The sequence below is a fragment of the Duganella sp. GW821-FHT07G03 genome (assembly GCF_059418605.1).
This window is the reverse complement of the sequence record NZ_JBWKQE010000001.1, coordinates 369,553-395,493: the sequence shown is the minus strand read 5'-3', so window position 1 is coordinate 395,493 and position 25,941 is coordinate 369,553. Positions and strand designations below refer to the sequence as shown.

The following is a 25,941-nucleotide window of genomic DNA, read 5'->3' as shown; positions in this document are numbered from 1 at the left end:
CGAATCAGGACTCGATGAAGCGCATCTTGAAGTTGCGACCTTTGATGGCGCCGAAGTCGCCGCCCAGCGGGTTGTTCTTGCTCAGGCGCTCGAAGGCATCGTAGGCCACGCGGCGGTCGATCGCCACGTAGGTCTGGAACTCGAACACGTTGATCTTGCCGACTTGTTCTTTGCTCAAACCAGCATCGCCGGTCAGTGCGCCCAGCAGGTCGCCCGGACGCAGCTTGTCCTTTTTGCCGCCCGAGATCACCAGCGTCATCATCGGTGCCGGATCGACGCCGTATTCGTTGTCGTCCAGCGATTTCAGGTCGAACCATTCGACCGGCGCCTTCTGGTATTCCTCGATCAGCTTGACCCACTTCTTCTCGTTCGGCGCGCACAGCGACAAGGCCAGGCCTTGTTCGGCGCCACGGCCGGTGCGGCCGATGCGGTGGATGTGCACCTCGGTGTCCTTCGACACGTCGACGTTGATCACCGCTTCCAGGTTAGGGATGTCCAGGCCGCGCGCGGCGACGTCGGTGGCCACCAGCACGGAGCAGCTGCGGTTGGAGAACAGCACCAGGATCTCGTCGCGTTCCTTCTGTTCCAGTTCGCCGTACAGCGCCATCGCGGAGAAACCCTTCGATTGCAGCTCTTCCACCAGCTCGCGGCATTGCACCTTGGTGTTGCAGAAGGCGATGGCCGATACCGGCTTGTAGTGGCCTAGCAGGCGCGCCACGGCGGAGGTGCGCTCGTCGAAACCGATCTCGAAGAACAGCTGTTCGATCTGGCTGTTGTCGTGCTGCGCTTCGACCGTCACTTCGACCGGATCGGCCAGGAAGGAATCGGTGGCGCGGCGGATGTCGTCAGGGTAGGTGGCCGAGAACAGCAAGGTCTGGCGACGTTTCGGGCAGGCGCTGACGATGCCGGCGATTTCGTCGTAGAAGCCCATGTCGGTCATGCGGTCCGCTTCGTCCAGCACCAGCGTTTCCACTTTCGACAGGTCCAGCGTGGCGCGGCCCAGGTGGTCGCGCACGCGGCCCGGCGTGCCGACCACGATGTGGGCGCCATGCTCCAGCGAGGCGATCTGCGGACGCATCGGCGAACCGCCGGTCAGCACCAGCACCTTGACGTTGCCGGTGGCGCGGGCCAGGCGGCGCAGCTCATTGGCCACCTGGTCGGCCAGTTCGCGGGTAGGGCACAGCACCAGCGCCTGCACGGCGAACCAGGCCGGATTGAGCTTGGCCAGGATGCCGATGCCGAAGGCGGCGGTCTTGCCGCTGCCGGTCTTGGCCTGGGCGATCAGGTCGCGGCCTTCCAGCACCGACGGCAGGCTTTGCGCCTGGATCGTCGTCATCTCCTTGTAGCCGAGCGATTCGAGATTGTCCAGGAGGGCGGTGGTCAGCGGCAGGCTGGAAAACGCGGTGGAGGCGGTGGATGTCATGGTGTCAGACCTGTTCAAAAAGGACGTGGTCACAGTCTAACAGGCTCGCTGACGCTGTGATATCGGGTTGGTATTAGTTTGGCGCCCACACCGGCAAGCCGGTCAGGTCCAGGTTTTCGTCGCGCACCCAGACCGGCAGACCGGAGTTGTCGGTGGCGTCGAGCAGTTCGAGCTGCACTTGCTTGAGCGTGGGACGCTTGCCGCGTGGCGCCGGTGGGCGCTTCGCTTCCGGTTCGAGCGGCGCGGCCGGGCTGAAGCCGGGCAGGTCGAACGTGGCGTTATCTTTTTTATCTCTCATTCTTAAATCTCGTGCCCACGGCACTGGTGAAAATGCGCCGCTCAAAACAAAAGCCCGGCTGCAGCAGTCGGGCTCAGTAAGTAAGTCGCGGATTGTAACACAGAGGTGCCGTCTCCAGCACATCCGCGGCATCAACTCATCGGAAGCTCAGCGCCCCCGTCAGATCGCCCGGCGGCAGCGCATTACGGGCCGCGAAGGCGTCGTTGCGCAGCTTCAGGCCTTCCAGCAGCGGCAGGCCGTGCAGGCGGGTGATGAAGCGCATGATCGAGGTGGTGTCGTAGAAGCTGTGATCGACCTGGCCTTTTTTCGCGTACGGCGAGACCACGATGGCAGGGATGCGCGAGCCTGGGCCCCAGCGGTCGCCCTTGGGCGGCGCCACGTTATCCCACCAGCCGCCGTTTTCGTCGAAGGTGATCACGATGACCATGTCCTTCCACTGCGGGGACTTCTTCAGGTGCTCGATCACGTTGGCGATGTGGGCGTCGCCCGACTCGATGTCCGAGTAGCCGGCGTGCAGGTTCAGGTTCCCTTGCGGCTTGTAGAAGGTCACCGCTGGCAGCTTGCCGGCGATGGCGTCGGCGAGGAATTTGTTCGAGATCGGGCTGTCGCCCAGGCCACCGTCGCGCAGGTGTTCCGCGCGCGCGGCGGTGCCGGGCGCGAACTGCTTGAAGTAGTTGAACGGCTGGTGGTGGTACTGGAAGTTGGGCTTCTCGCCGCCGCCGCGCGCGTCGAGCGCCGCCTGCCACGCGCCGCCGTACCACGCCCAGCTGACCTTCTTGGCCGACAGCAGGTCGCCGATGGTGTCGTAGGTTTGCGGCGGCAGGGTGCCGGAGTCCTTGGGATCGGCCAGCAGCGGATCGCCGTCGAAGGCCGGGCGGATATAGCTCGGCTGGTAGGGCGGGGCCATGGTGTTGACCGCGTAGCCGTCCGGCGTGATGGCGCCGTTGTTGGTGTAGATTGGATGGCCGTCCATCGCCGAGGCGGGGCTGTCCTTGGTCACGGACAGGCGCATGCCGGTTGGGCCGTCGTCGAGCACCGCGATCTTTTTCTTGGCGGCGGTGTCCTTGGCGTTGAAGTATTCGGGCGTGCGGCCGGAGATCAGGAACTGGTGGTTCAGGTAGGAGCCGCCGAAGGCCGCCATGAAGAAGTTATCGCACAGCGTGTACTGTTCGGCGATCTTCCACAGGCCGAGGTTCTTGCTGGTCTCGCCGTAGTAGCCCATGACCATGCCGCCGGTGTTGCCCCAGGCCGCGAAGCCGTCGTTCTTGCCGTCGTTGATCTGCATCTGGTTCTGGTAGAACAGGTGCCACAGGTCGCGCGTGATCACGGCTTCAGGCAGTGGTTTGCCATCGCTGTCGACCAGTTTGAACGGGCCGTTCGGCAGGTTCTTGACGTCGTCTTCCTTCAGCGCGTATTTTTTGCCGCCGATGTCCTGGGTGTTCGGCACCATGCCGCCCCAGACTTTCGGCAGCGTGGGCAGCACCGAGCCGTCGAAGTCGCGCTGCTGGCAGGCCGCTGCGGTGGCGGCCGACAAAGGCGCGGCGGTGCCGGGGAAGTTGGCGAACAGGTTGTTGAAGCTGCGGTTTTCCAGGTAGATCACGACCACGTTCTTGATGTGGGCTTGCAGCTTGGCGTCCAGCGAGCCTTTGGCGGCGGCCGGCTTGGCGGCGGCGGCTTCGCTCAGGGCAGGCAGGGAAGCGGCCATGCCGGTAGCGGCGGCGGCCTGGAAGATGCGGCGGCGCGATGGACTGGCGGGCGCATCCTGCTCCTGTTGGGCTGTAACCTGAACTTGATCCTTCACACGCGTCTCCCTGGGTAACCAAAAAGAGCAATTGTGACAGTTTTGTGACGGGTTGGGTATATCGGCGATGGGGCTGCGCGCCAGGGGGATCGGCGCCGTAAACAGAAAAAGCCGTTGATTCCTGAAAGAAATCAACGGCTTATCGAATCTGGTTGCGGGGACAGGATTTGAACCTGTGACCTTCGGGTTATGAGCCCGACGAGCTGCCAGACTGCTCCACCCCGCGTCTGAGGCCCGAATTATACATAGACCTTTTGTATTCCGCAAGGGTCAAAATAAGAGCTACTTATATTTCTCCAGATTTTTTAAGTTCGGCTTATGCTTATGGCATCACTACGGGAACTTGTCGATGTCTGCGTGGGTTCCGCAGTCCCTCAAATATGCACAGCCGCTTTCAAAGGTGAAGCTCGCCTTGTAGGCGTCGTTGCTAGTGAGGTGAACCGTGTAGACGTTGACTTTTTTCGTCGGGTCCAGTGCCGAGCTAACTTGCTTGTTGGTCAGAGTATGCAGGTGCAGCTTAGCTGGTGGGTTATCAATGTCTATCAAAATCATGTCGCCGAGAGCGCGCCTTGCCTCTTTCTTGATGTCCGGTTTAAGCCGCTGAAAACTGTTTTTAAACCGAGGTAGATCACAGTTGAGCGTTCGGATAAGTCTCTCCGAACTCATCTCTCGGACTCAATCCGGTCCAATACCTGATTTACTTCCTCTGCCGTGCTTGCTACATACCCGGGTTTGCGGGGAGAGAACGGTATGTCGTGCTCGCCAAGTTCCCACTGCAGATTGGTGGCGGAGGCATAGGCGGCTCTCGCAGCTTCCCTGAGGAGGGGCAAGACAGCTCGTTTGTAGGTTTCTCGGATAACTTGCTTGGCTAGTGCCAGTGCATCGTCGATTTTGAAGTCGAGGTCGAGAGCATCTTCGGCTTCGCCGGAGTGGATGCGCGAAAGTGTGGCGTCAAAATACTCCTGCATTTGACTTAAGTGTCTCGACAACTCTGCGAAATTGTCGGATTTTGTCTCCTGAAGTTGCTCCAGAAGGCTGCGTATCGCTTGAAGGATCTCAACTGTTTGCATGAGTGGCCCCGCTTTCTTAGGAAAGTCTGCTCTGGATGTTAAACAGAGTCAAACGCCACTCGATACAAGTCTGATCTGCCGCAAGGCGGTGTTACGCGGCGGCCAGGCGCCACAGCGACGTGACCTCGGCGGCGCGTGCCGCGTGCAGCGGATCGGTGGCGTCGGCGGCGCGCGGGTGGGTAGGGCGCACGTCGTGGCGGTCGATCACTTTCAGGCCGGCGGCGGCGATCCATTCCATCAGGTCCGTGCGCGGACGCAGGCCCAGGTGCTCGGCCAGGTCCGACAAAATCAGCCAGCCCTCGCCACCCGGCGTCAGATGGTCCGACAGGCCGGCCAGAAAGCCGCGCAGCATGCGGCTGTCCGGATCGTAGACCGCGTATTCAATCGGCGAGCTCGGACGCGCCGGCACCCACGGTGGATTACACACCACCAGCGGCGCCCGGCCTTCGGGGAACAGATCCGCCTCCAGCAGCTCGACCTGGCCGTCCAGATCCAGCCGCGCCAGATTCTTGCGCGCGCAGCTCAGCGCCCGCTGATCCTGGTCGGTGGCGATCACGCGCGCCACGCCGCGCTTGGCCAGCACCGCCGACAGCACGCCGGTACCGGCGCCGATGTCGTAGGCCAGCTTGACGCCGGCCGGCAGCGGCGTATTCGCCACCAGTTCCACATACTCGCCGCGCACCGGCGAGAACACGCCGTAATGCGGGTGGATGCGCGCGTCCAGCGCCGGGATCTCCACGCCGGTGCGGCGCCATTCGTGCGCGCCGATCACGCCCAGCAGCTCGCGCAGCGAAGCCACGAACGGTTCCTCGAAGCGGCCGTAGGCCTCGTTGCAGGCCAGCTGCACGTCCGGCGCGCGGCGCAGCGGGATGGCGTAGGCGGCGTCGAAGGGAATCAACAGCATGGCCAGCGTGCGAGCGCGTTGCGACTGCGCCTGGCGATGCAGGTGGAAGGCTTCGGTCGGCGTGGCAGGCACTTTGGCCGGCTTGGCTTTCTTGGCCGGCTTGGCCTTGTGGTCGGCGCGGCGCGCCAGCGCTTGCAGCAGCTGACGGGCGTTCTGGAAGTCGCCGCGCCACAGCAGCGCCGTGCCTTCGCAGGCCAGGCGGTAGGCCACGTCGGCATTGGTGCGGTCGTCGGCGAGGACGACGCGTTTCGGCGGCGCCATGCCGGCTTCGGAACGCCAGCGCGCGGAACACTGCACGCCGTTCTCCTCCCAGTGGATCTGTTGTGGCGTCGGGGAGGCGGTGGTTTGTGCTGACATGTCGGGGCAATCGGTAGGTGTAATAAGCGGAAGCACAAAAAACGCCGGGGATGGTGTCCATCCCTGCCGGCGTTTTGGTGTTGAGGCGCTTATTATACTTGGCGCTTAGCTGGTGGCGTCTTTGGCGCTCGGTGCGGCGTCGTTGGCGGCGGTGGTCGAGATCGGGTCGTCGGCCAGCGCGGGCGTCGCGCTGACGCCTGCCGGTCCCGCCTTGATGGGGTCCGACACGGCTTGCACGCCGTTGGCGTCGCTTGCCGGCTTGACCTTGTCGGCGGCGGTTGGCGCGCTGTAGGTGTTGGTGTCCTTGCTGTTGACCAGGCTGAGAAGACGCAGCGACAGGTTGCGCAGCGTATTGCGGTCGATGCCGTTGCTGGCCTGGCTCGGGGAGCTGTCGCCGGTCGACAGCGCCGAGTGCAGGTCGCGGCCGATCAATTGGAACAGGTCGGCCAAGGTGCCAGGGAAGTCGATATTCGGCACCTGCACCGACGGCAGGTTGTCGGTGCTGGCGCCATCGGCGGCCACCGGTTTCTTGCTGGCGGCGTCGCTGGATGGCTTGCTGTTGCTGGTTTCCTGGCTGGCGGCGCCGCTCAGTTCAGCGTCGTACTGCACTTCCACTTCGAAATCGAATTTGCGGCCGTCGGCGGTGGTGATCGTGCCCTTGCCGATGAAGTGCGAGCTGTCGGTCAGGTCGAAAGCGGCAGCGTCGCTGCTGCTGTTCGGTCCCGAAGTGTGCTGCACGCCCACGGCAAAGCTGGACGAGGTGTCCAGGCTGGCCGAGTCGAAACTGATGGTCGCGCCCTTGCCCGCGTCGCCGAACAGCGAGGTGGCGAACTTATTGACGAAATCCTGCGCGAAATCGACCGTCGCGTTGCCGACCGAGGCCACATGCTGCGCCAGGGCGTCGTCGGACAGCGAAGCCGGCGAAGAACTGGCGGCTTTCAGGGGCGTGGCGGCGGCCGCGCCGGTCGTCTTGCCGTCGTTGCGCGTGTTGGCGCCATAGAGTGGCGCTGGCAAAGCGCGGGGGCCGAGAGCAGGTAGGATAGACATGGCAGGTTCCAGCGGATTCCATTTGATAGTACTTCTATAACGGTCCCGCTGGAGATTTCTTGAGGGCTGCGCGAAGATTAATGATGATGGGTCCAGCCTTCCGGCGCCGCCAGGTAGGAGGCGACGGCGTCTTTCTGGCCGATGGCGTGGTGTTTGACTTCGCCGCAGGTGCAAATTCCCAGGTAAGGCTGGATGTGCGAGCAGGCCGACACCTTTTGCAGGCGGACTTGCACGGCTTTGGCGCACTTGGCGCATTTGAAGGTCAGGGTGCGTGGTGCTTTTAACATGGTTGCTCTTGGCTGGACTGGTAAAGGCGGGATTCTATCACTCAGGCATAGATGTCCAGCTTGGGCGGCACCAGCGGCGGCGTTTCGTAGGTGCGGCGGACTTTGGCGGCATCGTCAGAGCCCTGTCCGTGGACCCGTGCCGCCGCCTGTTCCACCTGCTGCGTCGCCAGTTCGGCGCGGGCCTGCAGTTCCAGCTGCGCCGCCTGGGCCGCCACCGCGCGGTCGGCGCCGGAGGGATCGGCCGGCGCCAAGGCCGCCGCCTGTATCGTGCGGGCGCGCTCGATGGTCTCTTGCGGCGTGCGGCCGGGCGATGTATCGATATGCACCTCGCCGCCGATGGCGTAATCGACTCCGTTCGGTCCGCGCTGGTAGGTGTAGGAAGCGCCGGATGTGGCCAGGCCGCCGGCGGTGGCCAGGTGCGCCTGCTCGTGCTGGCGCACTTCGGTGTCGCGGGTTTTCAGTTGGGCGACCAGGGCCAGCGCTTCGGGCGTGAGGTTGGTGACGGAGTCGCTGCCGGAAAAATTGGTGTTCGGGGACGAGCTGGTCGAGGCGGAAGCCGGACCTGCAGGCGTGACCGACGACGTCACCTGAACCGGCGGCGTCGCGCGCACCGGCGGCTGGCTGGCGGAACTCGGTGATATGGCGCCTGTGCTCATGGTGGTGCGCATTGCCTCCTGCTCATCTGAATGATAGCAAATCTGTAGCAAATGGTTGCAAATTAGCGGCGGCCCGCAGGTCAACTGGCGCGGCGCGCCCGCGTTGAAGGTCTACTGGGGATCATCTTCCACCAAAGAGGCAAGACCATGGACCAAAAGAAGCAACCGAGCAAAGAATCTGTGCGGCAGTGGTTGCAGACGCAAATCGCGGAACGGCGCCCGCCGCCGGACGCCCAGCAAATCCGCCGCGAGCTGGGGTGGGAGATGCTCAAACTGGAGCGAAAGGAGCGGCGCGAACGCTAGGATGTTCTAGTCGCTGACGGTGGCGATCAGCGTGTGCAGCAGCTGGTTGACCTTCGCGCCCATCGCATCGGAGCCGTAGTCGCCGGCGGTGATGACCACCGTCAGATCGAGCTCCGGCACGATGAAGATGCGCTGGCCGCCGTTGCCGAAAGCGGCGCTCCACGGCGTGCGATGGCCGTGCCAGGCCGCCGTGCCGTCCCACCACTGGTAGCCGTAATGCAGCTCGTCCGGCTGGTTGCCCGGACTCCTGAAGCCCACGCTCAGGCGCGGCTTCAGCGATGCATCCACCCATTCCTCGGTCACGATCTGGCGGCCGTTCCAGCGGCCGTGGTTCAGCATCAGCCGTCCCAGTTTGGCCATGTCGCGTGGACGCAGGCGCAGTCCCGCAAACGGCGCCGGCCGGCCGCGCAAGTCGGTCACCCATTCCCACTGCAGGATACCCAGCGGTTCGAACAAGTCCTTGCGGGCGACCTCGATCCACGGCTGGCCGCTGACGCGGCTGACGATGTCGGCCAGGATGGTGGTGCCGCCGCCGTTGTAGTTCCACACCGCGCCAGGCGGCGCGACGATGGGCCGCTCCAGCACATAGCGCAGCTGGTCGGATTTCCAGAACAGCCGCAGCTCGTTGTTGGGCTGTGCGCCTTCGTCCCACTTCCAGCCGCCGCTCATGGTCAGCAGATGTTCGAGGTTGACGGCGTTCAGCAGCGGCGTGCGCAAGTCCTGATATTCGGGGTAGTAGTCCAGCACCGGCGTGGTGAGCGCGCCGATTTTGCCGCGCTGCTTCTCGATGCCGACCAGCAGGCCGATGACGCTCTTGCCGATCGAGCGCACGTCGTGCAGCGTGTCCGGCCCGAATTCCACCGTCGGCGCGAACGGCGGCCAGACGCCCAGCCCACGCCGGATCGAGTGGTCCTTGCCGGTGCGGTACATCTCCGCCACCAGCTTGCCGTGGCGTTCAATGACGATGCCGTGGATATTGTCCTTGCCCTGGGCCAGCGCGGTCAGCGTGACGCACAGTGCGTTGGCGTTGAAGCCCGATGCTTCAGGCGCCGCCAGTTCCCAGCCATCGCCTTGCGTGTAGGGCGCGGCGCAAGGCGCGGCATGGGCAAGCGGCAGTGCGGTGGATAAGCAAAAACACAGACGGAGCAATAATTTCATGAGCCAGCCTGAATTAACAATAAAACACCATTCTACTGCACTGTGACCGCGCTTTTGCCACCCGCCGAAGGTTGTACCAAGATTTTTACGGCGATCCGCTCAGTCATTTCCTGCACGTGCGAGATGACGCCGACCTTGCGGCCCATCGCTTGCAGGCCGTCCAGCGCATCCATCGCCACGCGCAGGGTCTCGGCGTCCAGGCTGCCGAAGCCTTCGTCGATGAACAGCGATTCGACGCGCACGCGGTTGGACGACAGCGAGGCCAGTCCCAGCGCCAGCGCCAGCGACACCAGGAACGATTCGCCGCCGGACAGCGAATGCACCGAGCGCATCTCGCCACCCATGTCCTGGTCGCGCACCAGCAGGGCCAGCGACGGGCTGGCCGGGTTGTCGATGCGTTCCAGCTGGTAGCGACGGGCCAGGTGGTTCAGATGGGCGTTGGCGTAACCCAGCAGGACGTCCAGCGTGAATTGCTGGGCGTAGTTGCGGAACTTCTTGCCGTCGGCCGAGCCTATCAGGTCGTTCATGCGCGCCCAGCGCTGTTCGATTGCTTCCTGCAGCTCGATCTCGGCCAGCATGGCTTGCGATTGCTGGCGCTTGGCGTCGTCCTGCGCCAGCGCCAGTTGCAGGGCGGTGGCGCTGTCGTGGGCGGTCTTGCGTTCGACCGCCAGCTCGTTCAGCGCGGCGGCCAGCAGCGCGATCGGCGTTTGCTCGTCTGCCGGCGCGCGCTCCGGCGGCGCGGACAATTGGTGTTGTTCGCGCTGGCGCTGGCGTTCATTGAGCACGGTGGCCGCGTTGTCGGCGGCGCGGTCGATGGCTTGCAGCGCGGCGCGTTCGGCGTCGACCTGTTCGGCCGAGTGGGCCAGCAGTGCGTGCAGGTGCTCCAGGTCGCGCAGGCCGGCGTCGGGCTGGCGCTGCTGGAAGGCGGCGATCCAGTCGGACAGCGCGGCCGCCGCCGATGACGATGCGCCGTGCAGCGCCGCCAGCCGTTGCGCCGCCTGGGCCTGCGCCTCGTCCGCGCGCGCGCGCGCGTGGGCCGCCTGCTGTGCTGCGGTTTGCAGGCCGGCCAGGCGCTCCCTGGCGGCGTCGATGGCGGCGTTGAGCGCCGTTTCGACGTCGCGCACTTCCTTGCCGCCCCACAGCGCCATGCGTTGCTGCTGCATGTCCTTGAGCGCGGCGTCGGCGCTGCTGTAGATAACGCGGGCGTTGACGGCGTCCAGGCCGGCCTTGGCCTGCGCTTCGCCGAGCGCCTTCACCTCCACATCGACGGTGGCGATGGCGGCGGCGCGTTCGTCGTAGGCGGCGCGCTGCGTCAGCCATTGCCTGCTCTCGGCCTGGCGGGCTTCGTGGAATCGGGCGGGGCCGGCCTTCCAGTCGTCCTTCCAGTCGTCGCTCGGGATGTCGCTGCCGCTGAAGGCCGGGTCCAGGTCCGCGAGCAGGGCGCTCAGCGTCAGGGCGACTTCGATGCGCTGGTCGTCCAGCGCCTTGTATTCCGTGTTCGATTGCGCCAGCGCGGTCTGGGCGTGCGAGGCGACGCTCTGCAAACGCGTGTGCTCGGCCGCCGCCAGGTCGTAAGCCGATTGCGCCTGGTCGCGGGCGATGCGGGCCGTATGCAGGGCGCGCTCCTGCCGCTCGATGGCTTGCAGCGCGTCGCGCACCATCTCCAGTTGGGCGACGAACCAGCCGGTGCGTTCAGGCTCCGGCGGCAGCGATGCCGCAAGCTGCGACGCGGCCTCGTCCCGGCCCTCAGCATGCAGGTGGCTGTGCCACGCTGTCGCGACGCGTTCCAGCGCCTGCGCCACGGTGCGGCCTTCGCTGGCCAGCGCGTTCAGCTGCTCAAGACTGGCCTGCTCGGTGGCGCGTTGCGCCGCCTGCTGGTTGACGTTGGCCTCCATCTGCTGCCGGCAGCGGGTGACTTCCGCCTGGAACTCGGCCAGCATGTCGTGCAGGCCGTCGTTATCGTGCCGGTATGGATGCTCGTTCGATCCGCACACTGGGCAAGGCGTATCGTCCTCCAACGCGGCGCGCAAGGATTCGACGTTCTTGGCGCAGGCGGCTTCCGCCAGCTTCAGCGAACGTTCCGCCTGCGAGAAGGCGGCCAGCATGCCGACGCTTTCCTGCAGCGCCGCCTTCAACTGGATTTCGGCCGCTTCCACGGCCTGTCGCAACTGCGCGGACTGCGCCTGGATATGCGTATATCGCGATTGCCGCGCATCGAGATCGATCCAGAGTTTTTCCGCAGACGCCAACTGATCGCGGCGCAACTCCAGGTCGTGGCGCGATGTCTGCAACTGCTCGACCGGGAAGGCCGTCAGCGCGCGCGCCGCGTCCTGGCGTTGCGCTTCCAGTGTTTGCAGGGCGACGCTGGAGGCGGTCAGCTTGCCGCTGGCGTCGGCCTCGTCGTCGCGATGCGCCTTGGCGTTGCGCTGCACGCGGGCCAGCGCGCTGCTCAGTTTCTCGGCTTGGGAGGCGGCTTGGCCGGCCTGTACGAACAGCACATCCCAGCGCTCCCAGGATTGCGCCATCGTCTGCCATTGTTTGTGCTGCGCCAGCCAGGCGACGCCTGCTTCATGCTGCACGCCCAGGCGCTTGCGTTCGTCCTGCCGTTCTTGCAGCGCGGCCCTGGCCACGGCATCCGCCTGGTCGGCTGTTTCGCACGCGGCGGCGGCTTGTCGGTAAGCGGGCAGCAGGGCTTCGATGCGGGCGTCGAGCGCCTTGGCCTGGTCCAGCTGCGGCGCGGCTGCGCGCTGGGCGGTTTCCGATTCCTGCACCTGCGTCGCGGCCTGCGCTTGCGCCGCCGTGGCGCGCTCCAGCGCCTGCGCTGCGGACGCGGCATCCTGCGTGCTGGCGGCGATGGCTGCCTGCGTGGCCGCGATGTCGGCGGCGATGCGTTCAATTTCAGCGGCCAGTGGACGCGCCGGTTGCACTGCGGCGATGCGCGCCAGCGCGGTGCGGCGCGGCGCTGACGCTTCCACTTCGGCGACTGCGGCCCGGCAGGCCTGCTGCGCCGACTGTTCGTCTTCCGCCAGCTTCTCGGCCTGCTTGTGCCAGCGCAGTTCCTGTTCCAGCTCGGCCTTGCGCTGCTCCAGCAATTGCAGCTCGGCTGCGGCGGTTGCGCTGTGCGCTTCCAGCTCGCCGCGTTGTTCGGCGTTGAGGGGCTTCTGGTCGGCCAGGCGGGCGCTCAGTCTTTGCAGCGCGGCCTGTTCCAGCTTGGCGCGTTCGAAGGCCCGCATCGAGATTTCGCTGTAGACGGTGCTGCCGGTCAGGGTCTCCAGCAGTTCGCCACGTTCATTGTCCTCGGACTTGAGGAAGGCCGAGAACTCGTTCTGCGCCAGCAGCACGGCGCGCGTGAACTGCTCGAACGACAGGCCGATGCGCTTCTCGATTTCCACCTTCACTTCGGTCTTGGTGCCGCCGATGGCCTGCAGCGACGGCAGCAGATGCAGCGTCATCTGGGTCGGCTGCAACGCGCCTTCGGCCTTGGTGCGCGAACGGCGCACGCTCCAGCGGGCGCGGTACGAGGCGCCGTCGTTGCCGACGAAATCCACTTCCGCAAAGCCCTCGGCCGTGCCGCGACGCAGCAGCGTGCGCGGGTCCTGCGTGGAGATGGTCTCCGCGCCGACGTCGGTCAGGTAGCTGCGGCCCGCGACCTTCAACAGGCGCGGCGTGGCGTCGTACAGCGCCAGGCAAAGCGCGTCGAGCAGGGTGCTCTTGCCGGCTCCGGTCGGGCCGCTGATGGCGAACAGGCCGGTCGACGCCAGCGGCTCCTGCTCGAAGTCCACGCCGAATTCGCCCGCCAGCGACGCCAGGTTCTTGCCGCCGATTTTCAGGATTCTCATGGCTGCCCCGGCGTCAACATCAGTTCCGCGAAGGCGCTCAACTGGTCGGTCGGCGCATCGTTGTCGAACCTTTGCCGGTATAGCTGGCGGAAGATATCGTCCGGCTTGAGCTGCTCCAGCTGGTCCAGCGTCATCACCTCGTCGTCGATGGAGGTGCTGCGCGCCGCGCTGGAGGTCTCGATCTTGGCCAGTCGCACCGGCTTGCCGTCCAGCGCCGCCTCGATGCGCGCGCGCAGGCCCGGCTCCGGCGCGTCCAGCCGCACCCGCACCTCCAGAAAGGGTTGCTGCTCCGGCTCCGCCGGCTGCGCGTCCAGCGCCGCCAGTTCCTCCAGCACCTGCGCCAGCGGCGCCGGTTTGGCCGGAATGCGCAGCAGCTGGACCGCGCGCGGCACCATCAGCGGCGCGATCTCGCGTACTTCGCCGCCGTCGATGTCGATGCGCAGGATCTGGTGCTGGTAGCCCACCTCCGCGAACGACAGCGGAATCGGGCTGCCGCAATAACGGATGTGCTGCTGCTTGCCGACGCTCTGCGCCAGATGCAAATGCCCCAGCGCGGCGTAGACGATGGCCGGGTCGAAGATCCCTGCCGGTAGCATCTCGGTGCCGCCGATGACGATGCGGCGTTCCGAATCGTTGGACATCTGGCCGTCGACCATGTGGCAATGGCCCATGGCCAGTATCGCCTGGCCTGGCTGGCGCTTGGCCAGCGCCAGTTCCAGCGCCTGTTTGTAGAGCAGGGCGATGCCGGCCAGATAAGGGTCGGCGCAAGGATCGGCACCTTCGTCGGCCGCCACGCGCGGTACGTCGCCAGGGCGCAGGAAGGGCACGGCCAGGCACCAGGCCTCCACCGCGCCGCCACGGCCGGTCAGCGGCAGCACCAGTTGTTCCAGGTTGATCTCGCCGTCCGCCTTGCGCTGCACGCTGCCGACCACCCGCGTGCCGTGCGCTTCCAGCAGCGGTCCGGGCGCCTCCAGCCGTCCCGGCGAATCGTGGTTGCCGGCGATGACCACCAGGTTCAGATGCGGCACCCGCTCCCTGGCCCGCTGCAAAAATCGATACAGCTGCTTCTGCGACGAGGCCGAGGGATTGGCGTTGTCGAAGATGTCACCGGCGATCAGCAGCGCGTCGGCCTGTTCGGCGGCGACGGTGTCGAGCAGCCAGTCCAGGAAGTGCTGGTGCTCGTAAGTACGCTCGAAATTATGCAGGGATTGGCCCAGATGCCAGTCGGAGGTGTGCAGCAGACGCATGAAGATGTGTAATCAAAACAGCCGGGAAGCGCACAATATAGCGCAAGATGGCGCCGGATGAGTTGATAAAAGTGGATCGGCGGCCGGCTAGGCCGCGTTGCTGGCCGTCGCCGGCAGGGCCGGGCCGGCGCGATAGGTGTTGCGGCCGCCCTGTTTGGCCTCGTACAGCAGCACGTCGGCGCGGTTCAGCAGCTCGGCCGGCGTGACATCCTCGCCGCGGTAGTAGGCCATGCCGATGCTGGCGGAAATCGACACCACCGTGCCATCAAGGTCGAACGGCGCCTGCATCGCGGTGACGATCTTGGCTGCCAGCGCATCGGCGGCGTCCATGCGGCCGATGCGCTCCATGATGATGGTGAATTCGTCGCCGCCCAGCCGGGCGACGGTGTCGGAGCCGCGCACCGCGTGCGTGAGCCGCCCCGAAAAAGCCTTCAGCAGCGCATCGCCGACGCTATGGCCGAAGGTGTCGTTGACCGGCTTGAAACGGTCGATATCCATGTACATCACCGCCATCAGGCCCACGTTCTCGCGGCAGGCGGCCATCGTGTCCTGGAGCTTTTGCAGGAAGCCGGCGCGGTTGGTCAGCCCGGTCAGCGCATCGACTTGCGACAGCTTGAGCAGGCGCTGCTTCTCGCGTTTTTGCGCCGTGATGTCCTGCCGCATGACGTGGAAGCCGATCACGGTCACGCCGTCTTCGTCCATCTGCGGGATGTACACCACCTCGAAGGTGCGGCCGACGGTGCTGTCGGGATCCTCCTCTTCGAAGGTCAGCGTTTCGCCGGCCAGCGCGCGCTTGATGTAGGGGGATAGGAATTGATAGCGCTCCTGGCCCATGGTCGTCTCGATGGACTTGCCCAGCACCGTCAAGCCGCTGCGGTTGAATTCCCGTTCGTAGGCGACGTTGTGGAAGCGGTAGATCTCCTCCGAGTCGACATAGGCCACCATCGCTGGCAGGGTATCGGCGATGGTGCGCAGGCGCGCTTCGCTCTCGCGCAGCGCCATCACCGATTTGCGCACGTGGGTGATGTCGTCCACCGTGCCGACGTAGCCGTAGATCTGGCCATCCACCACCATCGCCGCGACCTTGAACGAGATCCAGACCATCATGCCGTCCGGGTGCACGCAGCGCACCGTGTCCTGGTAGGGCACGCGAGTCTTGGCCATGTGGTTCAGGGCCGCCTTCAGCACCGGGCGGTCGCTGGGATGGACGGCCCGCATCCACTGGTCGCCCAGCGCCTCTTCGCGCGTCAGGCCGGTGATGAATTCGAAGGTGCGGTTGACGTAGGTGCAGTGGCCGGTGGGATCGGCGCGTATCAATCCGAGCGGCGAGGCGTCGTTGACGGCCGCCAGTTCCGCCTGGTTCTTGCGCATCGCCAGTTCGCTTTCCTTGCGCGGGGTGATGTCGCGCGTGGTCACGGCCACGCCTTCGTGGATGGCGACGATCTGGTGGTGCAGCCACAGATGGGCGCCGCCCGGCAGGAAGTCGACTTCGAATTCCTCCTCCAGCGGCCGGCCGCTGGCCAGCACCGCCTTGTACTTGTCGAGGAAGCCCTTGGTGTGCAGCGCCGGCAGCACTTCCATCAGGCGCTTGCCCTTGACTTCTTCGGCGGTGGAGCCCAGCAGCGCCGCGCCGCGTTCATTCAGGTCGGCGATGGTGAAATCGATCACCTGCTTGTCCGGACCGCGCATGCGGCAGGCCTTGAACAGGTAGACCGCGTCCATGCTGGCGTCGGCCGCGGCCCGCAGCATGGTCTGCGCTTCGGTGACCATGCGCGCGCTGCGCCGCAGGCGGTGCGCCTGTTGCATCAACAAGCCGACAAACAGCAGCACCAGCACCGAGGCGACGGCCACCGCCTTGTAATAGATGTCGCGCCGGTGCTCGAAGGTGGCCATCGCCGATGTGACAGGGTTGCCGACCACCGCCAGCATCAGGTAGCGCGGCATCTCGGTGTAGCCGTAGATGCGCTCGACGGCGTCGAACGGATGCGCCAGCAGCAGCTCGTCCGATTGCTGCCGGCCGCCCTGCGCCACAGTGAAGTCGATCGAATCGCTGATGATGACCTGTTCGTCGACGCGGGCGGTGGACATGCCGTTTTCACGGCTGATCAGCAGCACCGCGCCGCCTGGGTCGACGTTCAGGCGGTCGTAGTCCTCGACGAAGGCGGCGGGATCGATCATCACCATGATGACGCCGGCGAATTCGCCCTGGCGGTTGTTCAGGCGGCGGGAGATCTGGATTTGCCATTTCTTGGTGCGCGGCTCGACCACCGGCGTCGTCACCAGCGGCGTATCGGCGGTGTTGTTGGCGAGTTGGCTGAAGAAGGCTTGCTGGTGCTGGTCCGGCGCGAAGTAGCCGTTGCGGCTGTCGAGCAGGCGGCCGTCGGCGCCGACCAGTGCCAGCGGCAGGTCCAGCTTGGACGGCAGCAGCGAATCGAGCAGGCCGTTCCTGCGGGTGAATTCGGCCAGCCGCAGCGTGCCGCCGGTTTCCTCGTATTTGAGCTTGAACAGCTGCGTCGCGTGGTCGATCTGGCGCAGCAGGTGGTTGGTGTGTTCGGCCAGCGTGCGCGCCAGCGACTGGCTATGCAGCACCGCTTCGTAATGGGCGGTCAGTTTCTCCTGGCCGATCTGGTAGGCCGCGGCGGCCCACAGGGCTGCCAGCAGCGCCAGTGCAAACACCGGCAGCAGTATCGCGCGATACAGGTGGCGTAAATACATCACGAACGGGCGAGTGGCGAAATAGTTCATCGAAAATCTACGTTCCCCGCGAATTGAAAGCTGCTTGCCATGTGTGGATATTCTGCACGGAAATGTCACGTTTGTGGCTGGCGGGTCAAAAAAAACCGCTTTCCGATCACAGGCAATGTTGATTTCTTTATTAGAATAGCGTTCATGAACGAATTGATCATCAGCCTGGCCGCGGCGCGGGCGCTGCACCTGGCGGCGCAGGGACTGCTGCAAGCGCGCCGCCGCAAGGCGCGCCAGGCCGATGTGGTGGAGGCGATCCGCCAAATGGGCGTGCTGCAGATCGACACCATCCACGTGGTGGCGCGCAGTCCCTACCTGGTGCTGTGGAGCCGCCTGGGCGACTATCCGCAACCGTGGCTGGAACAGGCGCTGGCTGGCGGCCAGCTGTTCGAGTACTGGGCGCACGAGGCCTGCTTCGTGCCGATCGAAGACTACGGCCTGTATCGCCACCGCATGCTGGACCCGGCCGCGATGGGCTGGAAGTATTCCGAGACCTGGATGGTCGAACGCCGCGCCGACGTCGACGCGGTGCTGGCCCACATCCGCGCCAACGGCCCGACGCGCTCCTCGGACTTCGAGCGCACCGACGGCCAGAGCGGCGGCTGGTGGAGCTGGAAGCCGGAAAAGCGCTCGCTGGAAGTGCTGTTCACGTCCGGCGCGCTGATGATCGCCGCGCGCGAGAACTTCCAGCGCATCTACGACCTGGCCGAGCGGGTGCTGCCCGGCTGGGACGACAGCCGCACGCCGCACATCGACGACACTCGCCGCGCGTTGGTGCTGAAGGCGGTCAAGGCGATGGGCTGCGCCCGCGCCGGCTGGATCAGCGACTACTTCCGCACCAAGCCGCCGCGCCTCGATCCGGCGGAACTGGTGGAGCAGGGCCTGCTGCTGCGCGCCTGGGTCGAGGACTGGGATGATCCGATTTACATCCACCCCGACCACGCCGAACTGCTGGCCGCCGCTGCCGCCGGCACGCTGGCGCCGACCCTGACCACCATCCTGTCGCCGTTCGACCCGGTGGTGTGGGACCGGCGCCGCGCGCTGGAGCTGTTCGGCTTTGACTACCGGCTTGAATGCTACACTCCGGCGGAGAAGCGCCGCTACGGCTACTTCACGCTGCCGATCCTGCGGCGCGGCGCGCTGGTCGGCCGGGTGGACGCCAAGGCGCACCGGCGCGGCGGCGTGTTCGAATTGAAAGCACTGGAACTGGAGCCGGGCGTGCGCGTCAGCGAGCGCTTCGTGCGCGATGTCGCCGGCGCCTTGCAGCGTCTGGCCAACTGGCACCAGTGCCCCGATGTACAGATTACGCAGGCCACGCCGGACAGTTTCGCGCCGCTGCTGCGCGCCGCGCTGGCCAACAACACCAAGGAAATGGAAGCTGCATGATGGGAGTTCAATGAGTTTGCCCGCCGCCCCCGCCAGCCTGCTGAGCCCAGACGGCCAGCCGCTGTTCGGCCGCTACGCCGGCCAGGTTGGCCATATCGACTGGAGCCAGCTGGCCGCGCCGTTTGCGCGCGGCCGCCTGTGGCGCCGCTTCCACCACAAGCGCTGGCACTACGTGGCGCTGTGCACCGAGCAGATATTCTGCGCGGTGGCCATCGTCGACCTGGGCTGGACCAGCACCGCCTTCGCCTACGCCTTCGACCGCAGCGATGGCGACATGCTGGCCAACTTCGGCCAGGACGGCTTGCCCGGCCTGTCGGCGCGGCTGGCCGACCATGCCGGCGCGTCGAGCAGCTTCAAGACGCGCAAGAGCAGCATCGCCATCGACAGCCGCGACGACGGCAGCTACGCCCTGACGCTGCGCTGCGACTACCTGGAGATCGACGCCGAATTCGGCCCCGGCGCCTCGCCGCTGCTGTTGGCCACCGGGCCGGTGGCGCAAGGCTCGGTGCACGCGACGCAGAAGTCGTCCGGCCTGCCGCTGAGCGGCGAGGTGCGCACCTTCCGCGAGGATTACAACCTGGCCGGCGGCGTCGCCAGCTTCGATTACTCCAACGGCCTGCTGGCGCGGAACACCGCCTGGCGCTGGGCTTCTGCGCACAACCTGGAGATGGGCTTCAACCTGCAGTCGGGCTACTTCGGCGGCAACGAGAACGCGCTGTGGCTGGACGGCCAGGTGCACGCGCTGGCGCCGGTGCACTTCATCTACGACAGCAGCGATCCGCTGTCGCAGTGGCACATCTTCACCGAGGACGATCTGCTGGAGCTGTACTTCACGCCGGAAGGCGCGCGCCGCGACAACAAGAACCTGGTGGTGGCGGCCAGCCGCTACCTGCAGCCGATCGGCACCTTCACCGGTTGGGTGCGCAGCGCGCCCGACCAACCGAAACGCATGGTCACGCAGATGATGGGCGTGACCGAGGACCACGCTTCACGCTGGTAAAAAGGTAGGGCCGCCATGAGCATCAGGAATCTCGATCGACTGTTCCAACCCCGCTCGGTGGCCGTGATCGGCGCATCGGACAATCCGCAGCGCATTGGCGCGCGCGTGCTGGCCAACCTGGCGGAAGCCGGCTTTGGCGGCGACGGAGGCGCCCTCTGGCCGCTCAATCCCAAGCACCAGGTGCTGCATGACCTGCCGTGCTACGCCCGGGTGTCGGCCTTGCCGGCGGCGCCGGACCTGGCCATCCTGTGCACGCCGCCGTCGACCATCCCTGGCCTGATCGCGGAACTGGGCGCGCGCGGCACCCGCGCCGCCATCGTCATGACGGCGGGGCTGGCCGACATCCGGGCCGGCAGCCGCACCTTGCAGCAGGCGACGCTGGACGCGGCCAAGCCGCATCTGCTGCGCATCCTCGGGCCGGGCAGCGTCGGCCTGCAATCGCCGGCGCTGGGGCTCAACGCCAGCTTCACCCACCTCGCCGCCGCTCCCGGCAAGCTGGCCTTCGTCTCGCAATCGGGCGCGCTGGGCGCGGCGGTGCTGGACTGGGCCAGCCTGCGCGGCATCGGCTTCTCGCGCTTCGTCACGATGGGCGAGGGCGCCGACGTCGATTTCGGCGACCTGCTGGACTACCTGGCGGGCGACCCCGGGACCGAAGCCATCCTGCTGTGCATCGAGGACGTGCGCTGCGCGCGCAAGTTCATGTCGGCCGGACGGCTGGCGGCGCGCGGCAAGCCGGTGATCGTGCTGAAAGTGGGGCGCGACGCCGCCCCCGGCGCCGACCTGGTGTTCGACGCCGCGATCCGCCGCGCCGGCATGCTGCGCGTGCATTCCACCGAAGACCTGTTCGACGCCGTCGAAACGCTGGCGCGCCAACGGCCGCAGCGCGGCGAGCGGCTGGCGGTGCTGACCAACGGCGTCGGCCTGGGCCTGATCGCGGCCGACGCGCTCGAATGCGGCGGCGCGCAACTGGCGCCGCTGTCGGCCGAGACCCTGCGCCTGCTCAAGCGCGCCGCCGCGCCGCTGACCAATCCGGTCGACCTGCTGGCCGACGTGCCGGTCGAGCGCTACACCAGCGCGGTGGAGGCGCTGCTGCGCGAAACCCAGGCCGACGCGCTGCTGTTCCTGCACGCGCCCACCGCCATGGTGCCCAGCAGCCTGATAGCGGCGGCGGTGGCGCCGCTGATGCGCAACGCCTCGAAGAATGTGCTGTCCTGCTGGCTGGGCGGCCGTTCGGTGGCGGCCGCGCGCCAGGTGTTCGCCGACGCCGGCCTGCCTACATATGACACGCCGGAAAAGGCGATCCACGGCTTCCTGCAAATCGCCCAGTACCGGCGCAACCAGGACCTGCTGATGGAAGTGCCGGCGCGCCTGCCTGCCACCGCCGCGCCGGAACGCGCGGCGGCCCAGGCGCTGGTGATCGCGGCCCTGGCGGCCGGCCGCGGCGAGTTGTCCGACCAGGACGCGCGCGAGCTGCTGTCGGCCTACGGCATCGCGCTGGCCACGCCGCAGCAGGCCGCGCTGACCGGGCCGACGCTGGCGGCGGCCCGCATCCAGATCGCCACCGATCCGGTGTTCGGGCCGGTGGTGTTCTTTGGCCAGGGCGGCATCGCGGCGGAGGTGGCGGCCGACCGCGCCGCCGGCCTGCCGCCGCTGAACATGGTGCTGGCGCGCGACATGGTCGGCCGCACCCGCGTGGCGCGGTTGCTGGCGCAAGGCCAGACCGCCGCCGACGCCGACGCCCTGTGCCGCACGCTGGTGCAGGTGGCCGACATGGTGGCCGACCTGCCGCAGCTGGCCGAACTCGACCTCAATCCGCTGCTGGCGCTGGGCGGCGGCGTGGTGGCGCTGGCCGCGCGCGTGCGGCTGGCGCCGGCGCGCAGCGACGACACGCTGGCCATCCGTCCCTATCCGCTGGAACTGGAGCAGGAGCTGGACTGGGACGGCGGCCGCATCCTGCTGCGGCCGATCCGGCCGGAGGACGCGCCGCAGCACCAGGTGTTCTTCGCCGCGCTCGACCCGGACGATGTGCGGCTGCGCTTCTTCACCGCCATGCGCGAGCTGCCGCCGTCGCAGCTGGCGCGGCTGACGCAGATCGACTACGACCGCGCGATGGCTTTCATCGCCACCCGCAACGGCCCCGGCGGCGAACCGGAAACGCTGGGGGTGGTGCGCGCCGTGGCCGATGCGGACAATCAGTCCGCTGAATTTGCCGTCATCGTGCGCTCCGACCTGAAAGGGCATGGGCTGGGCTACATCCTGTTCCAGAAACTGGTCGATTATTTCCGCAGCCGTGGCACGGCGGAAATCGTCGGCGATGCCTTGTCGGAAAATCTGGGCGTGCAAAAACTGGTGCGGCATTTTGGCGGCGTGGTTTTGCCGCATCCGGAGGCGGGAATGGTGCGGCTTCAATTGTCTTTACGATAGCATTCGCGGCCGGCTTGTTATATATTGGTGTGTATAGCGCTACGGCCAGGGTTTGTTCTAGCTCAAAGCGTGTTTGTCGGCTTTATTTACACTTTTACTTCCGGTCTTGCCGCTCATCCGGGCGCGCGCAACTTCAGTTTTGGGAGTCAGAATGTTAACTGCCACATATACTCTGGTAGCACTGTCGGTGGAGCACGCAAGTGTCCGCCTCAGTTTGTTATCGTTCCAAAAGTATGTGCGCTCCACGCTGATGCATCAGAACAGCATCACCCTGTCGCAGCTGGAATATGCCTGCGAGAACTTGAACAGCCTGTACCAGGCTTGCCACTGGCGTAAAACCGAGATGTACCTGATCCCCGCGCTGCGCGAGGCGACCGAGCGCGCCGACCAGCTGCTGGACGAGCTCAACCGTCTGAACCAGTCGGCGCTGCTGTCGATCCGCATGCTGCAAGACCGGCTGGGCTCGGTGGCCGAGGTGCGCGACGAACAGGTCAACCTGATTTGCGACAGCATCGAAACCTTTTGCTCCTCGCTGCTGAAGCGGCTGGAAAAGGAAGAGCAGGAACTGTTCGCCATCGCCCGCAACGCCATCGCCGGCGAAACATGGTTTTCCATTGCGAATCAATTGATGATGCACGACAAGCATCTGGAAGAAATGAAACGCGCGGGCGTGACGCCGGTCGAGGCGGTCGAGGCGGCCAAGCCCAAGGCGGTGGCCGCGCGCAACCTGGCCGGTGCGGTGCGCGTGGTGGACGACGGCCAGATCAGCATTCCCGGTTTGCAGGTGTTGCCGATAGTAAGCATCGAGGAAAGCGCGGCGCAAACGGCGCCCGCCAGCCTTGTCCGATCGACCCGGCAGTTGCCGGCGATGAAATAACCGCCCAATTAGCATACGCATCGGGCAAATTCCCCTCGCTTTGCTATGATGGTGGTTTTAGCCATCTCATAGCGCATCCATGTTCGATTTCATCTTCAAGCGAACTACCGACCAGGCGGCCGATCAGCAGGCCGCCGTGGCCACTCCCGAGCAGGGCGCCGCCGCTGCCGCATCGGCCAGCCGCCGCGAGGAGCAGGCGCAGCGCGCCGCCGCGCTGGCGGGCGACGAGGCCGCCGCCGTCGAACTGATACTGCACAGCGAATTTGCCGGCGTGCGCCTGGCCGCCGCCGAACACGTCCAGTCCCAAGCCCATCTCGAGCAGGTGTTGCAGGCGATGCGCAATACCGACCGCCGCGTCGCCAAGCTGATGCAGGGACGGCTGGACGCGATCCGTTACCGGCTGGCCGAGCAGCACAAGGCCCAGGCCTGCCTGGACCAGGCCCAGCGTTTGTTGCAGGATGAGAAGCTGACGCCCAACCAGGTCGCCGACCTGGACCGCCAATGGCAGGTCACCGCCGCCGTGCCGCAGCTGGCCGAGCCGTTCGCCCACGCGCGCGCCGCGCTGGCTGCGCGGCTGGAGGCGCAAGTCAATCTGCAGCGGGCCATCATCGATGCGATGGCGGCGCTGCGCCAGCTGCCGAGCGCCGGCTTGCCGCCTGAAGAGGCGCAGCAGGCGCTGGAGCGTCACGCGGCCGCCCAAGCCGAATACCAGCAAGCGCCGGAACACAAGGCCTTGCCCAAGCATTTGCTGAGCGATTTCGCGCAGGTGCTGGAGCACAGCCGCGCCGCGCTGACGGCCGCCAGCCAGCGTCCCGCCGCCGCGCCGGAAGCCGCGCCTGCGGCAGAATCGCCGGCCGCAGCGCCAGCCGGCGCCGCAGGGCCTGCGCCAGCCGCCGCTGCGCCCGCACCCGCCGCGCGCGAGCCGAAGAAGCCGGCCGTGGCCAAGGAAACCGACAAGAAATTCCTGGAAACGCTGGATGCGATGGAAGCCGCGCTGGAGCAGGGATTGCTGCACGCCGCCGCCGACCACGACAAATGGCTCAAGGAACACAAGACCCGTTTGACGCCGGCCCAGACCGACCGCCTGAATCACGTCCGCGCCGAGTTGAAGCGCCTGGGCGACTGGGCGCGCTGGGGCGGCAATGTCTCGCGCGAGGAACTGGTCAAGGCGGTGGAGGAGCTGCCCGCGCTGGGCCTGGCGATGAGCGAGCTGGCCAAGAAGGTCGGCAGCATGCGCGAGCGCTGGAAGTCGCTGGACGCGGTCTCCGGCCACGCGCCCAAGAGTTTGTGGGAGCGCTTCGACAGCGCCTGCACCGCCGCCTACGCGCCGGCCGCCGCCCACTTCAAGCAACTGGCCGACGAGCGCCACGCCAACGCCGCCAAGGCCCAGGCCCTGATCGACGAAACCCGCAACATGGCCGCCACCGCAGCGAGCGAGGGCGCGGACTTGAAGAACGTGGCCGCCGCCGGCCAGCGCCTGCGCCAGGTGTGGGGCCGCCTGGGCACCATCGACCGCAAGGATAAACGCAAGCTCGACCAGGCCTTCGACAAGGCGCTGGGGCAGATGCTGGCGCCGCTTTCCGAGCAGCGCAAGATCGAAAGCGCCAAGCGCGAGCTGCTGATCGCCGAGGCCGAACAGATGCAGGCCAGCGACCGCCACACCCTGGACAATCTGCGTCGCCTGCAGGAGCGCTGGCAGGAGCAGGCCAAGGCGCTGCCGCTGGAGCGCAAGATCGAGCAGGCCTTGTGGCAACGCTTCCGCGCCGCCTGCGACGCGATCTTCGCCAAGCGCAAGGAGTCCGCGCACGCCGCCGACCACGAACGCAAGGCCCATCTGCACGCGCGCGAAGCGCTGTGCAATGAACTGGAAACGGCCACCTTCAGCGGCGACGACAAGGCGCAACTGGCGGCCATCGCCAAGACGCTGCGCGACACGGCGGCGGCCTGGCATGCGGCCGGCGGCGTGCCGCGCGCGTCCGAAGCGCGCATCACGCAGCGCTATCAGGCGGCGGTGGCGAAGGTGCAGGGCCAGGCCGACGCGATCAAGCGCCGCGCCGGCGCCGCCCAGGCCAACGCGCTGCGTGACAAGCTGCGCCTGTGCCAGGCGCTGGAAAGCGCGCTCGGCACGCCGGCCGACGGCGCGGCCATCGACGGCGCGGACTGGCAGTCGCGCTGGTCGGCGCTGCCGCCGCTGGCCGCCGATTACGAGCGCGCCTTGCACGGCCGCTTCAACGCGGCGCTGGGCGCGCTGGATAAGGTTGACGAAAAGCGACGCAGCGCCTACGCCGAGCAGCTGGAGCGCAACCGCGCCAAGCTGCTCGATGAAGTGCTGCGGCTGGAGATCGTGGCCGGCGTCGACAGCGGCGCCGAGTTCGCGCGCGAGCGCCTGAAGATGCAGGTCGAAGTGCTGCAATCGTCGCTGAAGTCCGGCCAGAAGCCGCAGAGCGCCGGCACCGCCTACCTGCAACTGTGCGCGATGCCGGCCCTGGCCGACGACCGCACCGCCAGCCGCATCGAGCAACTGTTCCGCCGGATCGGCGCCGCGGAGCGCGCATGAGCGCGGGCGATCACTTCCAGGTCCGCATCCAGACCCAAGACTTCGACCTGAGCACCGAGCTGGCGCAGCTGCGCGCCGCCAACCCCAAGGTGGGCGCCATCGTCAACTTCGTCGGCACCGTGCGCGACCTGAACGAGGGCGCCAGCGTGGCGGAGATGGAGCTGGAGCACTATGCCGGCATGACCGAGCAATCCATCCTGGCCATCATCGAGCAGGCCCGCCAGCGCTGGCCGGTGTTCGGCGCGCTGGTGATCCACCGGGTCGGCCCGCTCAAGCCGCTCGAGCAGATCGTGCTGGTGGCGGTGACCTCGGCGCACCGCGGCGAGGCCTTCGCCGCCTGCGAATACATCATCGACTTCCTCAAGACCGAGGCGCCGTTCTGGAAAAAAGAGCAAACCCCGGCCGGCGCGCGCTGGGTGGACGCCCGCGTCAGCGACGACGTCGCGCTGAAAAAATGGAGCATTGAGCCGTAGTTGATGTAGCGCATGGATTTGTCATTTAAAAGGGTGTCTCCTTGAAAACGGATCGCAAACCCCTATGTATGCGATAAGTTAAATTTATC

General features: G+C 66.4%; 19 protein-coding genes and 1 tRNA gene. 7 read left to right on the top strand and 13 right to left on the bottom strand.

Going from position 1 to position 25,941, the window contains the following annotated elements; translation table 11 throughout:
• Window positions 1–4 precede the first annotated feature (4 nt).
• The 9 genes from dbpA to AC07OK_RS01660 form a co-directional block, all read right to left on the bottom strand.
• Window positions 5–1,423, bottom strand: coding sequence for an ATP-dependent RNA helicase DbpA (gene dbpA, locus AC07OK_RS01700; RefSeq protein WP_494688674.1), 1,419 nt, complete (start codon window positions 1,421–1,423; stop codon window positions 5–7).
• A gap of 73 nt (window positions 1,424–1,496) precedes the next feature.
• Entirely contained in the window at window positions 1,497–1,721 is a 225-nt protein-coding gene (locus AC07OK_RS01695; RefSeq protein ID WP_494688673.1) for a hypothetical protein, read from the bottom strand.
• Window positions 1,722–1,857: 136 nt separating this feature from the next.
• Entirely contained in the window at window positions 1,858–3,522 is a 1,665-nt protein-coding gene (locus AC07OK_RS01690) for an acid phosphatase (protein WP_494688672.1), read from the bottom strand.
• Between the two features lie 149 nt (window positions 3,523–3,671).
• Window positions 3,672–3,748, bottom strand: a tRNA-Met gene (locus tag AC07OK_RS01685).
• A gap of 436 nt (window positions 3,749–4,184) precedes the next feature.
• The gene (locus tag AC07OK_RS01680) at window positions 4,185–4,592 is read right to left on the bottom strand and encodes a hypothetical protein (protein WP_494688671.1); all 408 of its coding nucleotides are present in this window, start codon (window positions 4,590–4,592) and stop codon (window positions 4,185–4,187) included.
• 91 nt (window positions 4,593–4,683) lie between these two features.
• The gene (locus AC07OK_RS01675; RefSeq protein ID WP_494688670.1) at window positions 4,684–5,853 is read right to left on the bottom strand and encodes a methyltransferase; all 1,170 of its coding nucleotides are present in this window, start codon (window positions 5,851–5,853) and stop codon (window positions 4,684–4,686) included.
• A gap of 105 nt (window positions 5,854–5,958) precedes the next feature.
• Complete coding sequence (locus tag AC07OK_RS01670; RefSeq protein WP_494688669.1) at window positions 5,959–6,900, bottom strand: hypothetical protein; 942 nt, start codon at window positions 6,898–6,900, stop codon at window positions 5,959–5,961.
• A 77-nt stretch (window positions 6,901–6,977) separates the two neighbouring features.
• On the bottom strand, window positions 6,978–7,187 hold the full coding sequence (locus AC07OK_RS01665) for a hypothetical protein (RefSeq protein WP_494688668.1): 210 nt from the start codon (window positions 7,185–7,187) through the stop codon (window positions 6,978–6,980).
• A 41-nt stretch (window positions 7,188–7,228) separates the two neighbouring features.
• A complete protein-coding gene (locus AC07OK_RS01660) occupies window positions 7,229–7,843 on the bottom strand; it encodes a putative metalloprotease CJM1_0395 family protein (protein WP_494688667.1) in 615 nt (204 codons plus the stop codon).
• Between the two features lie 147 nt (window positions 7,844–7,990).
• Here AC07OK_RS01660 and AC07OK_RS01655 point away from each other — a divergent pair, with 147 nt between their 5' ends.
• Window positions 7,991–8,146: a hypothetical protein gene (locus AC07OK_RS01655; protein ID WP_199538385.1), complete on the top strand. Its 156-nt coding sequence runs from the start codon at window positions 7,991–7,993 to the stop codon at window positions 8,144–8,146.
• Window positions 8,147–8,152: 6 nt separating this feature from the next.
• Here AC07OK_RS01655 and AC07OK_RS01650 read toward each other — a convergent pair whose 3' ends face one another.
• The 4 genes from AC07OK_RS01650 to AC07OK_RS01635 all read right to left on the bottom strand — a co-directional run bounded on the left by AC07OK_RS01650 (window position 8,153) and on the right by AC07OK_RS01635 (window position 17,135).
• Window positions 8,153–9,304, bottom strand: a complete 1,152-nt coding sequence (locus AC07OK_RS01650; RefSeq protein ID WP_494688666.1) for a serine hydrolase domain-containing protein — start codon at window positions 9,302–9,304, stop codon at window positions 8,153–8,155.
• A 32-nt stretch (window positions 9,305–9,336) separates the two neighbouring features.
• Window positions 9,337–13,143, bottom strand: coding sequence for an AAA family ATPase (locus AC07OK_RS01645; protein WP_494688665.1), 3,807 nt, complete (start codon window positions 13,141–13,143; stop codon window positions 9,337–9,339).
• Entirely contained in the window at window positions 13,140–14,390 is a 1,251-nt protein-coding gene (locus AC07OK_RS01640; RefSeq protein WP_494688664.1) for an exonuclease SbcCD subunit D C-terminal domain-containing protein, read from the bottom strand. Before AC07OK_RS01640 ends, AC07OK_RS01645 begins: the two co-directional genes overlap by 4 nt.
• Window positions 14,391–14,477: 87 nt before the next feature.
• Complete coding sequence (locus tag AC07OK_RS01635; protein WP_494688663.1) at window positions 14,478–17,135, bottom strand: diguanylate cyclase domain-containing protein; 2,658 nt, start codon at window positions 17,133–17,135, stop codon at window positions 14,478–14,480.
• Between the two features lie 144 nt (window positions 17,136–17,279).
• Here AC07OK_RS01635 and AC07OK_RS01630 point away from each other — a divergent pair, with 144 nt between their 5' ends.
• From AC07OK_RS01630 to AC07OK_RS01605, 6 genes are all read left to right on the top strand, one after another.
• Entirely contained in the window at window positions 17,280–18,521 is a 1,242-nt protein-coding gene (locus AC07OK_RS01630) for a winged helix-turn-helix domain-containing protein (RefSeq protein WP_494688662.1), read from the top strand.
• Between the two features lie 10 nt (window positions 18,522–18,531).
• Complete coding sequence (locus AC07OK_RS01625) at window positions 18,532–19,521, top strand: DUF2804 domain-containing protein (protein WP_494688661.1); 990 nt, start codon at window positions 18,532–18,534, stop codon at window positions 19,519–19,521.
• Window positions 19,522–19,536: 15 nt separating this feature from the next.
• A complete protein-coding gene (locus tag AC07OK_RS01620; RefSeq protein ID WP_494688660.1) occupies window positions 19,537–21,945 on the top strand; it encodes a bifunctional acetate--CoA ligase family protein/GNAT family N-acetyltransferase in 2,409 nt (802 codons plus the stop codon).
• 250 nt (window positions 21,946–22,195) lie between these two features.
• Window positions 22,196–22,822, top strand: coding sequence for a hypothetical protein (locus AC07OK_RS01615; protein WP_494688659.1), 627 nt, complete (start codon window positions 22,196–22,198; stop codon window positions 22,820–22,822).
• Between the two features lie 79 nt (window positions 22,823–22,901).
• Window positions 22,902–25,379 (top strand): DUF349 domain-containing protein, encoded by a 2,478-nt coding sequence (locus AC07OK_RS01610; RefSeq protein ID WP_494688658.1) that lies wholly within the window; start codon window positions 22,902–22,904, stop codon window positions 25,377–25,379.
• Window positions 25,376–25,852, top strand: a complete 477-nt coding sequence (locus AC07OK_RS01605; RefSeq protein WP_494688657.1) for a molybdenum cofactor biosynthesis protein MoaE — start codon at window positions 25,376–25,378, stop codon at window positions 25,850–25,852. Before AC07OK_RS01610 ends, AC07OK_RS01605 begins: the two co-directional genes overlap by 4 nt.
• The last annotated feature ends 89 nt before the right edge of the window (window positions 25,853–25,941 follow it).